Source organism: Paraburkholderia sp. RL18-101-BIB-B, from assembly GCF_046026985.1.
Lineage (GTDB): Bacteria > Pseudomonadota > Gammaproteobacteria > Burkholderiales > Burkholderiaceae > Paraburkholderia.
The window spans coordinates 278,261-292,331 of the sequence record NZ_JARESV010000001.1; the positions used below are offsets into that span (position 1 = coordinate 278,261).

Genomic DNA, 14,071 nt, shown 5'->3' on the forward strand with positions numbered 1-14,071 from the left:
GAAGGCCGGAACTTTCCCAATAGGGCCGCAGGTTTTACGCGCGGTACAAGCATTGAGCCGCGTTGCTGCATGCCGAGTGCAAACGTGCACCAGCGGGAGATTTGCGAATGCGGGAGAGGAGCGTAGCCGTGAGCGTGGCAGCCGCGACACATGGGTCGCGGTCTGAAGCTTATCCAAGCCGGGGATAACTATGTGAAATAGAGAGGGAAGGCGCGGCCCCTACAGCGCAAGCACCGTCACCCCCACTTCCACCCGATGCGCGCCGCCGCCGAGAATCATCCCGCGCAGCAAGGACACATCGCTGTAATCGCGGCCGATGGCGAGCGTCACGTGATCCATATCGGCCAGCACGTCATTGGTCGGATCGAGATCGATCCAGCCGCTGCCGGGGCAATACACCGACACCCACGCGTGCGACGCATCCGCACCGATCAGTCTCGGCTGTCCCGGCGGCGGATCGTTGCGCAGATATCCGCTCACGTAACGCGCCGGCAAACCCAGCGAGCGCAAGCAGCCGATCATCACCTGCGCGAAGTCCTGACACACGCCGCTCTTCAATTCGAAGGCGCGTTCGGCGGGCGTATCGAACATCGTCGCGGAAGGCTTGTAGGCGAAGTCTTCGTGAATGCGGTGCATCAGATCGATCGCACCCGCGGCGATGGGCATGCCGGGCGGAAAACTCGGCAACGCATAGTCGCGCAGCGACGGACGCGGCACGATATTCGGCGACGCGAAACAGAACTCCACCTCGGGCCGGAACTGGCCGCCGACGCGAAAGCGCAGCGCATCGGCCACGTCGTCCCATTCGGGCGTCGCTTCCGGATCGAGATCGGTCCAACGCGGCATGAGCGCCACGGTCGTTTCGCTGACGAGTTGCAAGCGCTCATGCGGCGCATCCAGAGCGAAATACAGCACGTCGTTGCCGAATGCGTCGATCCGGCTATTCAGATACGACGGTTCGGGTTCGATCTTTTCGCTGTGCGAGACCACCCGTTGCCACGAACAGGCAATCGGCCGGATTGTCGCGAGATGCTGCGCGGTCTCCACATACGTGGAGTAGCGATAGGTCGTGCGATGCGAGACGGACAGCACGGTCGGCGTGTGCTTCATGACCACACCTGCGAGGCGACCGTGCTGGCATGACTGAAATAGCGCGCGCTGATTTCATGCGCGGCCGCGCCGACGAAGCCGCCGATCTGATCGCACACCGCAATCAAATTGACGTACGTGCCGTTTTCGTCCACCTCGCACAGCGATTCGAGCGTCGGCAACAGATCGGTCGGCGCCATCAATTCAGCGAACGGACGATGCCGCGTGCTGCCCGCCGCCACGGCGATCTCGTCGAGCTTTTTGCGCAGGCGCTCGTACACGCCGTAGATGCCACGCGGATTGGTCGGCTCGATGACCAGCAGGTCGAGCAAGGCCGGCACTTCGAAGCGGCCCGGATAGAGCGAGCGGTACGTCAGCGTGCTGTCGAACAACTGCAGCAGCAGATCGAAACCGGCGGGCGTCGAAAGCTGGCCTTTGTCGGCGACCACGCGCAGGAACGAGGTCATCGCCGATACGCGTTCGATGTGGCGGCCCACGAACAGCAGACGCCACGCTTCGTCGCGTGTCATGCGGTCGCCCTGTGCGCCGCTGATCGCCGACAACTGCACCGACAGGTGTTCGAGCGCGTTCATCAGCGTGACGCGGTCGTACCGCTCGTAGCGTTCGCCGCGGCCGTTCGCGCCACCGTTGCCATTGCTTTGCGACGAAGACGAAGATGAACCACCGCCGTATCCCGGCGCAGGCATCAACATCTGCAACGCGTCGCGGAAGTCGTTGCGCGCCGCGAGAATCGTGCGCCAGTGATCGTTCGACAGACGCCCGCGCACTTCCCCATTCGAGCGCGCCTGCGAGGTCAGGTTCTGGCCGATACTCGCGGCGCCGGTGCTCTCGCTCAGATTGGCGACCAGCGCACGCTCGAAAGCTGGCGGCGAATGCGGCGCGAACATGTCGCCGGATTGCACGAGCCCGCAGTGCATGGCGAGTTCGACCAGAGTCGGAAACATCGCGTCGGCATCATTGCCTTCCAGCGAGCCGAGGATAAGGCGCAACAGCCGCACGTTGTTTTCAGCGCGTTCGCCATAACGGCCTGCCCAGAACAGGTTTTCCGCCGCGCGGCTCGACACGGTGCGATGCTTGCGCGCGAGGTCGGCGGGCTGCATCGGCGAAGGCAACAGCGTGAAGGTCGAGGTCGGCTGACTCGACAGCACCCACGTATCGACGCTGCTGCCGCCGTACTGCATCGACACGGTGGCCTGGCGTTCGGCGGCCATGCGGGTGAAGCCGCCCGGCATCACATGCCAGCCGCCGTTGACGTCCGCAATCGCATAGACGCGCAGCACCGACGGACGGCGGCCAATGGTGCCTTCCTCGTAACGCGGCGTGCAGGAAAAGCGCTGCGCCTGCTGGATCGTGTAGGTGTCGGGCATGGCCTCGATCCGCTCGCGCCACGTCGATAAGCGCTGCCGGCCCTGCTCCACGCCGGGCGGCGCATCGCGTCCGGTGACCGGCCACGTCGGCACGACGAACGCTTCGTCGAGACGCGCGAACGCATGGTCGCGCGCCGCTTCTTCGCCGCACCACCACGTCGCCACGCTCGGCAACACGAGGTCTTCATCGAGCAGCACTTCGGCAATGCCGGGCAGAAAACCATGCAACGCCGGCGATTCGACGAAGCCCGAGCCCGGCACGTTCGAGACGATCACGTTGCCCGCGCGCATCACCTGCAACAAGCCGGGCACGCCGATGCTCGAATCGGCGCGCAGTTCGACCGGGTCGCAGAACGCATCGTCCAGACGCCGCAGCACCACATGCACGCGTTCGAGACCGGCGAGGGTCTTCAGATAGAGCTTGTCGTCGCGCACGGTCAGGTCCTTGCCCTCGACCAGCGTCACGCCGAGATAGCGCGCCAGAAACACGTGCTCGAAGTAGGTTTCGCTGAACGGCCCCGGCGTGAGCAAGGCAATATGCGGCGAATGCTCGGCGTCTTCGCTGTCGTGCCGCATCGTGGCCTGCGCCGCCTGCACGAGTGTCGCGATCAGTTGCGAGTAGGTCGGCGCGAGCCGGCTCACATGCATGGCGCGAAACGGATCGGCGAACAGCGTCGACACGATCAGGCGGTTTTCCAGTGCGTAACCGAGCCCGGACGGCGCCTCGGTGCGATGCGCCATCACGGTCCAGTCGCCGTTCGGTGTGCGCGCCAGGTCGACCGCGACCACTTGCAGAAACTGGCCGCCCGGCGGCGCGTAGCCCTTCACCGAGCGCAGATAGCCGGGGTGGCCGAAGACCAGCGCGGGCGGCAATTGTCCGCGCTCCAGCAAGGTTTGCGGCCCGTAAATATCGGCGACGATCGCATTGAGCAGATGCGCGCGCTGCGTCACGCCGCGCTCGATATGCGCCCACTCGTCCTCGCTGATCAGGAACGGCAGCAGGTCGAGCGCCCACGGCCTCGGCTCGCCGTTATCCGCGTAGACGTTGTAGCTGATGTCGTTGTCGCGGATCTGCTGCGCGACCGAGGCGAGGTGATCGTCGAGCCGCGCAATGCCGTCTTCGCCGAGCCGCTCGAAGAATTGCCGCCACGGTTCGCGCAACGCGCCCGAGGTGTCGCGTAACTCGTCCCAATGTCCCTCGTGGGCCGGCAGCAGGCGCAACAGGGACGAAGCGTCCGCGCGCGCCGCGGACGTTTCGAAGGGAAAAGTCGATTGAAAGGCCAAGGTCGTGTCGTTTTAAGAGTGTGCTGGTTTCACCAGTAGCGCAGATCCAGTGTGAACGGAAACTCCAGACTGCGATGCGGCGCATCGACCGTGAGCGGCCCCGGCGTATGTCCAGACGCGAAGAAGCGCGCGCGCCGCCGGCTTTCCGCCTCATAGGCGTTGACCGGGAAGGTCTGGTAATTGCGCCCGCCCGGATGAGCGACATGATACTGGCATCCGCCCACCGAGCGGCCAGCCCATGTGTCGACCAGATCGAAAGTCAGCGGCGCATCCACGCCGATGGTCGGATGCAACGCCGATGGCTGCGCCCACGCGCGAAAGCGCACGCCGGCCACATATTCGCTGACGCGGCCGGTCGGCTGCAAGGGTACCGGCACGCCGTTGACGGTCAGGACATGGCGGTTGTCGTTCAGACCGAGCGCGCGCACTTCGAGCCGCTCCACCGACGAATCCACATACCGCACCGTGCCGCCCGGCGATCCCTCCTCGCCCATCACGTGCCACGGTTCGAGCGCGTTGCGGATGGTCAGCGAGACGCCATTGACCGTCGTCTCGCCGACCAGCGGGAAGCGGAATTCGAAGTGCGGCGCGAACCAGCTGCCGTCGAAGGCGAAGCCCGCGCGGTTCAGTTCGCCGAGCACATCGTCGAAATCCATCTTCACGAAGGTGCCGAGCAGGAAGCGGTCGTGCAGTTCGGTGCCCCAGCGCGTGAGCCGCTGTGTGTACGGCGTGTGCCAGAAACGCGCAACCAGCGCACGCAGCAGCAGTTGCTGCACGAGACTCATGCGCGCGTGCGGCGGCATTTCGAAGCCGCGCAATTCGAGCAGGCCGAGACGGCCGGTCGGACCATCGGGCGAATAGAGTTTGTCGATGCAGAACTCGGCGCGGTGCGTGTTGCCCGTCACGTCGATCAGGATATTGCGCAGCGAGCGGTCGATCATCCACGCCGGCAGGCTCGCGCTGTCCCGGCCGCCGAGCATGTCGATCTGCCGTTGCAATTCGCGGAACGCCACTTCGAGCTCGTAGACCTGATCGTTGCGCGCTTCGTCGATGCGTGGCGCCTGGCTGGTCGGCCCGATGAACAGCCCGGAAAACAGATACGACAGCGACGGGTGGTTGTGCCAGTACGCGATCAGGCTCGCCAGCAGATCGGGACGGCGCAGGAACGGACTGTCGGCGGGCGTCGCGCCGCCGAGCACGAAGTGATTGCCGCCGCCGGTGCCGGTGTGCCGGCCGTCGGTCATGAACTTCTCGCTGCTCAGATAGCTTTCAGCCGCCGACTGATACAGATACTCCGTGTGATCGACCAGTTGATCCCAGTTCGCCGCGGGATGAATGTTCACCTCGACCACGCCGGGGTCCGGCGTGACCTGCAGCACTTTCAGACGCGCGTCGCGTGGCGGCGGATAGCCTTCGAGCACCACCTGCATGCGCAACTCGGCGGCCGTCGCTTCGACGGCGGCGAGCAGGTCGAGATAGTCGTCGAGTTCGGTGAGCGGCGGCATGAACACATGCAGCAGCGTGCGGCCGCTGCCGAACGCGTCCGTTTCGGCCTTCGGACCGGCCGCGCGTTTCGGGTCGCGCGCTTCGACGCAAATCGCCGTGCGAAGCGTTTCTTTCGACGACTGGCCGCGCGCCGGCGCCGCCTGGTCGCCGGGCTGACGCGCATAGGCCAGCACGCCGCCGCCGGGCATGCCGCTCAGCAACTCCGCCGCCGAGGACGACAACGCCGCCGCGCGCCGCGCGTCGGCGGGACTCATGGTGCGCTGCTCGCCGTCGTATTGCATGCGCAACTGCGCGGCTGAACGCAACGGCACGGGCGGCGCAAACGGATCGTGCGCGTGCTGGTACGGGTAGTCGGTCTTCGACACCCACGGCAGCGAATCGAGCGGCAAGCGATAACCCATTGGCGAATCGCCCGGAATCAGGAACATGCGCTCGTCGCGGAAAAACCAGCGGCCGCTAACCCATTGCGGCGCCTCGCCGGGCACCTCGCGTTCGCGCGCGAGCGGCAGCACAAAGCCGGTCGCGCCGCCCAGCCCGGCGTCGAACACGCGGCGCAGGCGCACGCGCTCCAGTTCGTCGTCCAGCCGTGCGTCGAAGGGATCGACGTTGACCGGCAGACGGCGCTCGCGCCACAGGTAGTACCAGACGTCCTCGAAACCGGGCTGGATGCAATCCGTGTCGAGCGAGAGCTTGATCGCCAGATGCGCGAGGAAGCGTTGTGCGTCCGCGGCGGTGTAGGTGCCGGGCTCGCGTTCGTCCGCGAACAGCGCCGGGTCGTGCCAGCAAGGCTCGCCGTCGGCGCGCCAGTACAGCGACATCGCCCAGCGCGGCAATTGCTCGCCCGGATACCACTTGCCTTGGCCGATATGCAGGAAGCCGTTCGCGCCGTAACGCGAGCGCAGCTTGTCCATCAGCGCGACCGCGTAGCCGCGTTTAGTCGGGCCGAGCGCGTCGGTGTTCCATTCGGCGGCGTCGCGATCGCGCACCGAGACGAAGGTCGGCTCGCCGCCCATCGTCAGACGCACGTCCATGTCGGCGAGCTGCCCGTCGACCTGCGCGCCCATTTTCAGGACGTCGGCCCATACCGCTTCGCTGAACGGCTTGGTGACGCGCGGCGTCTCCAAGACCCGTTCGATCGACATGGTGTGGTCGAACTCGACCTCGGACTCGTCGACGGCGCCGGAGATCGGCGCCGCGCTGCCCGGCTCGGGCGTGCAGGCGACGGGGATATGCCCTTCGCCCGCCAGCAGCCCGGAGGTCGGATCGAGGCCGATCCAGCCGGCGCCCGGCAGGTAGACCTCGCACCACGCGTGCAGGTCGGTGAAGTCGACTTCGGTGCCGCTCGGGCCGTCGATGGATTTGACGTCGGGCGCGAGCTGCAGCAGGTAGCCGGACACGAAGCGCGCCGCCAGCCCCAATTGCCGCAAGGTCTCCACCAGCAGCCAGCCTGAATCGCGGCACGAGCCGGCGGCGCTCACGAGCGTTTCCTCGGGCGTCTGCACGCCCGGCTCCATGCGGATCAGGTAGCGGATCTCGCGTTGCAGCCGCTGATTCAGGGCGACGAGGAAGTCGGCGGTGCCGGCCGGCGTGCGGTCGATACTCGCGACGAACTCGGCGAAGCGCGGCGTCATCGGCCGCTTGACGCGGTACGGCGCGAGTTCCAGCGCGAGGCCGGGCGAATAGTCGAAGGGAAACCGCTCGGCCGAGGGCTCGAGAAAGAAGTCGAACGGGTTGTAGACGGCCATCTCGGCGACCAGATCCACGGTCACCTTGAATTCGCGCGTCTTCTCGGGGAAGACGAGCCGGGCCTGATAGTTGGCGAACGCGTCCTGCTGCCAGTTGATGAAGTGCTCGGCCGGCTCGACCCGCATCGAATACGAAAGAATCGGGGTCCGGCAATGCGGCGCAGGCCTGAGACGCACGACCTGGGGCGACAGTGAAACCAGCCTGTCGTAACGGTAATGTGTGACATGATGCAACGCGACGCGTATGGACACACCGGACTCCTGGACGAAGGATGGCAGCCCGCCAAAAAGCAAGCTTCATGCCGTTTACTGAACGCTTGTTGAACAAGTGCGAAAAACTGCGTGAACTGCCTCTACTGCCCGGATCACCGCCTCTCGTGAAGTATGCCGCGCCTCGCCGATCGTCCGGTCGATCGAACCAAGCGCCCTTCCACCGCCGTTTTCAAGGCCGCGCACCAAAGCGGCGCAGCGTTCATGCACGATCATGCACGTAATGTGCGTTAAACCAGTGACGTCTGGCAAATGCGGCATGAAGATTGCGGCAGGTGTTCGCTTATGACTGCCCTCCTACCTCCCAAACTCGACCGATGAAAACCTTCCACTGCAATCACTGCTCGCACCTCGTGTTCTACGAAAACGTTCGTTGCGAACGTTGCGAGTCATTGCTCGGCTATGTGCCTGAACTGGCGGAAATCAGCGCGTTCGAAGATGCCGGCGAAGGCCGCTGGCGCAGCCTGCATCCGGGCGCCGAAGGCGCGCTGTTCCGTCAATGCCACAACTATGCCGTCGAAAACGTCTGCAACTGGATGATTCCCGCCGACTCGCCGGACGTGCTGTGCCGCGCGTGCCAGTTGACCCTCACGATTCCGAATCTGAGCGCGCCGGACAACCGGCTCTACTGGTACCGGCTGGAGATGGCCAAACGCCGTCTGCTGTACACGCTGGCCGAACTCGGCCTCGACGTGAAGTCGCGCCAGGCCGATCCCGAGCACGGCCTCGCCTTCGAATTCCTCGAGGACGGCGGCGACGGTTCGCGCGTCATGACTGGCCATGATAACGGGCTCATCACGCTGAACATCGCCGAGGCCGACGACGCCTATCGCGAGAAAGTCCGTACCGCGATGGGCGAGCCCTACCGCACCTTGCTCGGCCATTTCCGGCACGAGACCGGGCACTACTACTTCAGCCAACTGGTGGAGAACAACCCGCGCTGGCTCGAGCCGTTCCGCAAACTGTTCGGCGACGAGAGCGTCGATTATGGCGAGGCGCTGAAGGCTTACTATCGCGACGGCGCGCCGGCCGAGTGGCAGGCGTCGTATATCAGCGCATATGCCACGATGCATCCCTGGGAAGATTGGGCCGAGACGTGGGCGCATTACATGCTGATCGTCGACGTGCTGGACACGTCGACCTCTTACGGTGTGGCGCTTCTGCCCGACGACCCGAGCGAGCCGACGCTGACCGATCGCACGCCGGTGGAAGACGCGAGCTTCGAGAATCTGATGAAACGCTGGTTTCCGCTCACCTATGCGCTGAACAGCCTGAATCGCAGTCTCGGCATGCCGGACGGGTATCCGTTCACGCTGGCTGCGCCGGTGGTGGAAAAGCTGCGCTTCGTGCATCGCGTGATCGAAGGGGCTGGCGACAAGTCGCAGCCGAGAGAAACGGCGACGCCGCCGGGTCAGGGTGCGGCGCAAACCGGCGTGCAGCCGGCGGCGCCGATCGAGGCTTCACCCGCGCCGCTGCAATCGGTGGGCGTGACACCTGCGCCGCAGCAGCCCGTGGCGTCCGAGCCGCCGTTGCAGCCCGCGCCTGTCGCCGCTCAGGCAGCCCCGGCGAAGCGGGCTACGAGGCGGCGCTAGCCGGGTGCGCTCGAAACCATCGAAGACCTCGACGACTTGCCGACCGGCGCCGTATGTGGCGCCTACATGCATTGCAGCTATTCGACATCGCCGGACCGGCACGCGATCAAGCGCAGCATCAACAGGCTGGTGCGCAAGAAGCTCGACACGCTCGGCCTGCTCGGCCACGAGGCCAGCGTCGCCCGCAAGCGAATCAAAGGACGCAAGCCAGTGATGCTCGTGGTGCTCGAATGGTTCACCGGCGGCCACTCGATCTATCGAACCCATTCGCGCACCATGCCCGCCGCGCGCAAGCATTTCGAAGTCGTCGCGTTCGGCGAGGCACAGCACGTGGACGAATCGGGACGCGCGATTTTCGACCGCTTCGTCGAATTCGAGCATCCGGAATATATCGGCGACTGCATCCGCCAGATCCAGGAATTCGCCACGCGCGAGCACCCGACGTGCTCTATATGCCGAGTGCCGGCATGTTCTCGCACACCATCTTTCTGTCGAACCTGCGCGTCGCGCCGCTGCAGATCGCGGGTCTTGGCCATCCCGCCACGATGCACGCAGCGCATATGGACTACGTGAGCGTCGAGGAAGATTTCGTCGGCGACCCGGCATGCTTCAGCGAAAAAATGCTGCGTCTGCCGAAGGATGGCCAACCGTACGTGCCGTCGAAACTGCTCACCAACGTCGTGCCGTCCATTCCGGAGCGCGGCGATGTGGTCAACATCGGCGTGACGGCCAGCGCGATGAAGATCAATCCGCACTTTCTCGAGACGTGCAAGGCGATCGCTCATACCGCGCGCGTGCCGGTCAAATTCCATTTCATGACATGCTGGAGCGAAAGCATCGATCTCGCGTACGTCAGAAAGTCGATTTACGCGACGCTGCCGGAATCGAATGTGGACGTCTATGGCTTGAACCGATTCAATACGCGACGTAAGGCCCCGTGCCGCCGGGCGTCGGCTGCTGCTCGACTGCGGCGTACACATTGCGGCCATAAAAAAACGGCAGCCCCCAATCGAAGATCGCGGACTTGACGAAAGCCGGTCCCGCCAGCAGCGGCAGCGCCGAATTGCCGCTATACATCTGCGCAATCGTCGTGGCATTGCCGACGCTGAAATTCACCGTGCTCGTGGCGCCGTTCACGCCCTGGATCAGCGCGCTCAGTTGCTCGGTCGACACCGGGCAGTAGTACGCACTGTTCGGGCTCGCGCAGACCGGCAACGCGCTGGTCTGGAAGAACAGGCCCGTCGAGCCGCTGTCCAGGATACTGCGCGAATACGTGGTGCCGTTCTGCACGGTCGTGAAGGTGCCATTCGACGGATTCACGCCGATCACCAGCGCGCCGCCCAGCGAATTGTTGGTCTGCGTGCCGATGCCGAACACCAGTTGCCCGGTGACTGACTGCGCGGCGCCCGATACCGTCGGCAGGCTCAGCATCGAACCATTGTTGTCGGCGGCGAAGTACGGAATCGGATTAGCCACCTGCAGCTCTTCGGCGAGGGGAATCGACGTGCATGTCGTGCCGCTGCAGCCGTAGTACGTGCCTGCCAGCGCCTGCTGCACGCAGTTCGCGCCGCAATCGTGCTTGAACACGCCGATGCCGAGAATGCCGTTGGCCTGCAACGTATCCGGCGTATTGCGCGATGCGCCGAAGTTCGCGCAATCGGCGGGTAGCGTTGCGTAGTTCGGGTCGATTACCTGGATCGGCAGGGAGGCGGCTTTTTCATCGGCAATCTGCAGATCGGCGAGCTTGACCGGCCCCCACGTGTAGCCGTCGAAGAACTGCATGCATTCGGCAACCAGATGGCCCGACGCGTCTTTCTGTTGCGGCAGCGTCATCGAAGCGGGCAACTGGGATGCGAACAGGCGCAGGCCCCACGACCCGGTATCGACCAGCACGTGGTCGATGGTTTGACATTGCGTCGTGCCCGGCGTGCAGATCGTGAGGCTGACGAACGGCATGTTCGGCACATTGCTCACGCCGGAATCGACCGTCACGCTCACCGCGTTCGCGGCCAGCGTCTGCGACGACGGCGAGGTGCTGGCCACGGAGGGACCGGACGAAGTGCCGGTCGAACCATTGGTGCCGGCCGCACTGCCCGAGCCGCTGGAGCTTCCGCCCCCGCCGCCGCACGCACTGACGAGCAACGCGAGCAGCGCCGGGCACAGCAAAGTCTTGAACGAAGACCTATGTCGCATGATCCGCTCCATTATTGAATGACGCCGACATCGACGCCCGCGGGCACCGCTTGTGGCAAATAGGCATAGCCGGAGAAAGCGCGCAGATGCCCGCCGGAGTACACGACCAGGTCGCTGCTGGAAACCGCGAGTGGCGTGCCGCGGCGCTTCGCGGTGGCGGCGACATACACGTCGAATGAAGACCCCAGTATGGATTTCAAGTCCGGCAGCGTCGGCCCTTCCCACGCGACGCCGAACACGATGCCGTTGCGCGCGACGTACTCGCGCACCAGCGTGCCGGACGGCAGCGTCATCAGGTGTACCGAATACGCGCTTTGCGTAGTGGACGTGTGAGCCACCGCGCGCAAGCGGGACTGATCGCCGTCGACGGTGCTGACGTTCTGGCCGAGCGTCGCGTGCGCGGCGAACGACAGCGCACAGCTTGCTCCGAGCATCGCGCGTGCAATGCTGGAATAGAGCATCGGTTTCAAGTGACTTCCTTCGAGGTGAAACGCTCGTGACCAGGCGCCGAGCCGATCACGGACGGGAAACAAGGGGCGCACGCTTCGCCGGTGCTGCCGTGTTGTATTCACACTGGTTGAGCAGCGTGAATGCGTCTACGGAGTGGCGGCGTGAAACTTTAACCATCGCGGCGAGACGCTGCAATCGTTTGCGAACGGATTTAAACCTTTCCGTCGCGCGGCGTCGTTTTAGCGTATTTGATATTTCGGGACCAGATCACCAAGGGGCGGCGCTTTGACCCAGCATTTCTGCTTCACGGCTCGTTAAAAGCGAACAGCGAAGCAAACTGTCCAAGGTCCATGCAGAAAAAAATAACGCGCGCAGCATTGCGCGGCCAATGTAAGTGGATGCTGAAAAATTCGAGCAAAATGCCTGTTTTCCTCTGACAATACGACGCCCCAAAAGGCTTTTCGTGTGAAGAGAAAATCGATTCCGTGAGCGTGATTCGCGGAACAAAAAAATGCCACGGAGGACTCGAAAGTCATCCGCGGCATCGGTCATTCGAACGTAACGCGTCAGCGATTCGACGCATCAGCGTCCGTTACTTTTTTTGCTGCTGCAAAAGCGACTTGAGCTCCTGCACGTTTTCTTCTACGCGTTTTGCGATCACCGCATACGACTCGGCTTGCGTTTGATACGCTGCTTGAGCCAGTTGCTGCATATCGGCAAGCGACTTGTGCAGACTCTGCTGGATCAACTCGGCAGCTTTGCCCGAAGGCGCGGCACCACCGGCCGACAACTGGCCCGTCAGCGACTGCAATTCGCTCAGGGTCGAGCGCAACATGTCGGCCTGTTTCTGCGCAAGCGACTGCATCCCCTGGAAGGCCGTCTGATTCGCCTGAACCAGTGCTTCCATGTCCTTGCGTCGCGCTTCCATGATGGCGGGTACGTCGAAGCCGGGGAGCTTGAACTGCTCCAGCATTTTGGTGAAATCGCCAAACGGATTGGCGGCGTCAGGTCGGTCCATGCGAAATCCTCCTTAACGGTTGAATACTCGCCGGCGGTGCATCGCCGCGTGGTGTTTCCGTGACGCATGCACTGACGGCGTCGCGTGCGCCGAGCGTCCGCTGGAACGAGCGGGTTCTGGGGTCGGACGGCACATCGCTCAATCATGCGCCATCCGGAAACAATGCGCCAGCGGGCACACCCTGGCTCGCGCGCTACCTGTCGACGGGACTAGACGGCCATTGCCCGCGCGGCATGGAAGGCCCGGTAAGTTACAAGGCGGCTTCAGTAACCCTACGAACCGGCATGTCGACTATCGTTGCTCATGTGCCGGCGCGCTGTAGCGCCGGCCCTGTCTCGATGGGAGCGAGTTCATGAAAAAAGCAATCTTGAGCACGGCGCTCAGCGCCGTTCTGACTCTGGCCGCGACGGCCGCGTTTGCCCAGGAAGCGCCGCCGCCCGCGGCCCCTCAGGCGCATGGCGAGCCGCAGCGCGGCGACGGGCCGCCGCATGGCCGGATGGGTCCGATGGGTCCGATGGGTCCCGGCTTCGCGGTGATCAACGATCTGGAACAGTTGCGCCGCCTGTATGCGATGAGCGGACATCAAGGCGAAATCATCGCCGTGTATCACGACGTGCTGAACAAGACGCAAGATCCGATGCTGCGCCACTACGTGTATGACTCGCTGGCTCGCGAGCAGTTGAGGCCCGCCAATCCCGATCAGGCGATCGCGACGCTGCGCACCAGTCTGTCGGAAGACCTCGCCGCCGCGAACAAGGCGCCGCATGGCGCGCCGGGCGGGATGCCGCCGCCGGCTCTGGCGCAGTAAATTCTTGCCGTGGCGTCACGACGTCAGCTTCGCCGTGACGCCGCACATGAACCACGTGATCAGTCCATGCCGTGCTTCATCCCCGCGTGGCTCGCTAGCTGAGTGACCGTGCGACACGCAAGCTAGTGCGCTGCGCACGCGAGCATTTTTCTTTCGATAAACAGCCGCACGGCAACTCAAGCGGTCGGAGTGCCCGCTTGGAAGCGCTCCCGCCTGTAGGCCGTCTAACCATTCAGCATGCTGCGTTAGCTTTCCCACATTGCCGCTTCACTGACCCCTTCTCATCTTCCGTCAGGTGATTAGGATATGAGCACCGCAACACTGGTGCCCTGGTGAAGAATGCGCTACCCGCTGAACTTGGCCGTCGCCGCCGTCCTACTGGTTTTTGTCCTTGGCTGCATCATCAAGCTCGCCTTGAACTGATGGCCGATACGCATGGCGCCGCACGCACGGTTGCACGCGTAGTTGTACAACTTCACGCCGCTTGCCGGCGCGGTCGATCCACATCCGCACAGCCTCTCTTTTCCCGCTGCGTCCGCTGACTTTCGCGACACGCGAAAGCCCCGCGCGACGCCTTCGGCGTGTCTGTCCGCGCCGTGACATAGGACGAAATAATTGTTGAATGGAGTTCGGGAAGTGACGCGACCATACTTCGTTTCGCTGCCGGTGCGTACGAAACAGAACGCATGAGATCAAGGGTGCTTCAAGAGCGAGACGTTTCGCCGATG

Annotated in this window: 8 protein-coding genes and 1 pseudogene; 3 read left to right on the top strand and 6 right to left on the bottom strand. The window is 64.0% G+C overall.

What is annotated here, in order from left to right; genetic code table 11:
• Nucleotides 1-219: 219 nt before the first annotated feature.
• Genes P0D73_RS01265 through P0D73_RS01275 form a run of 3 tightly spaced genes read right to left on the bottom strand, consistent with a single transcriptional unit; the run spans nucleotide 220 to nucleotide 7,264 of the window.
• Entirely contained in the window at nucleotides 220-1,110 is an 891-nt protein-coding gene (locus tag P0D73_RS01265; RefSeq protein WP_342960568.1) for a transglutaminase family protein, read from the bottom strand.
• Nucleotides 1,107-3,761: a circularly permuted type 2 ATP-grasp protein gene (locus P0D73_RS01270; RefSeq protein ID WP_408429181.1), complete on the bottom strand. Its 2,655-nt coding sequence runs from the start codon at nucleotides 3,759-3,761 to the stop codon at nucleotides 1,107-1,109. Before P0D73_RS01270 ends, P0D73_RS01265 begins: the two co-directional genes overlap by 4 nt.
• Before the next feature lie 29 nt (nucleotides 3,762-3,790).
• Entirely contained in the window at nucleotides 3,791-7,264 is a 3,474-nt protein-coding gene (locus P0D73_RS01275; RefSeq protein WP_408429183.1) for a transglutaminase family protein, read from the bottom strand.
• Nucleotides 7,265-7,599: 335 nt separating this feature from the next.
• Between P0D73_RS01275 and P0D73_RS01280 the strand changes: the two genes are divergently transcribed.
• Nucleotides 7,600-8,874 carry a putative zinc-binding metallopeptidase gene (locus P0D73_RS01280; RefSeq protein WP_408429185.1) on the top strand — a complete coding sequence of 425 codons (1,275 nt, stop codon included), beginning with the start codon at nucleotides 7,600-7,602 and terminating at the stop codon, nucleotides 8,872-8,874.
• Nucleotides 8,875-9,779: pseudogene (locus tag P0D73_RS01285) on the top strand (adhesin); the annotation flags it as partial.
• Nucleotides 9,780-9,789: 10 nt separating this feature from the next.
• Here P0D73_RS01285 and P0D73_RS01290 read toward each other — a convergent pair.
• From P0D73_RS01290 to P0D73_RS01300, 3 genes are all read right to left on the bottom strand, one after another.
• Entirely contained in the window at nucleotides 9,790-11,067 is a 1,278-nt protein-coding gene (locus P0D73_RS01290; protein WP_408429187.1) for a DUF3443 domain-containing protein, read from the bottom strand.
• Nucleotides 11,068-11,078: 11 nt separating this feature from the next.
• Nucleotides 11,079-11,528 (bottom strand): DUF2844 domain-containing protein, encoded by a 450-nt coding sequence (locus P0D73_RS01295; RefSeq protein WP_408175372.1) that lies wholly within the window; start codon nucleotides 11,526-11,528, stop codon nucleotides 11,079-11,081.
• A gap of 581 nt (nucleotides 11,529-12,109) precedes the next feature.
• Nucleotides 12,110-12,535 carry a phasin family protein gene (locus tag P0D73_RS01300; protein WP_132377920.1) on the bottom strand — a complete coding sequence of 142 codons (426 nt, stop codon included), beginning with the start codon at nucleotides 12,533-12,535 and terminating at the stop codon, nucleotides 12,110-12,112.
• Between the two features lie 352 nt (nucleotides 12,536-12,887).
• Here P0D73_RS01300 and P0D73_RS01305 point away from each other — a divergent pair, with 352 nt between their 5' ends.
• Nucleotides 12,888-13,343 (top strand): hypothetical protein, encoded by a 456-nt coding sequence (locus P0D73_RS01305; protein ID WP_408429190.1) that lies wholly within the window; start codon nucleotides 12,888-12,890, stop codon nucleotides 13,341-13,343.
• The last annotated feature ends 728 nt before the right edge of the window (nucleotides 13,344-14,071 follow it).

Excerpts from the sequence above, each read along its gene's own strand:
- P0D73_RS01265 (WP_342960568.1), bottom strand. The coding sequence starts at position 1,110 with ATGAAGCACACGCCGACCGTGCTGTCCGTCTCGCATCGCACGACCTAT.
- P0D73_RS01280 (WP_408429185.1), top strand. The coding sequence starts at position 7,600 with ATGAAAACCTTCCACTGCAATCACTGCTCGCACCTCGTGTTCTACGAA.
- P0D73_RS01290 (WP_408429187.1), bottom strand. The coding sequence starts at position 11,067 with ATGCGACATAGGTCTTCGTTCAAGACTTTGCTGTGCCCGGCGCTGCTC.
- P0D73_RS01295 (WP_408175372.1), bottom strand. The coding sequence starts at position 11,528 with ATGCTCTATTCCAGCATTGCACGCGCGATGCTCGGAGCAAGCTGTGCG.
- P0D73_RS01300 (WP_132377920.1), bottom strand. The coding sequence starts at position 12,535 with ATGGACCGACCTGACGCCGCCAATCCGTTTGGCGATTTCACCAAAATG.
- P0D73_RS01305 (WP_408429190.1), top strand. The coding sequence starts at position 12,888 with ATGAAAAAAGCAATCTTGAGCACGGCGCTCAGCGCCGTTCTGACTCTG.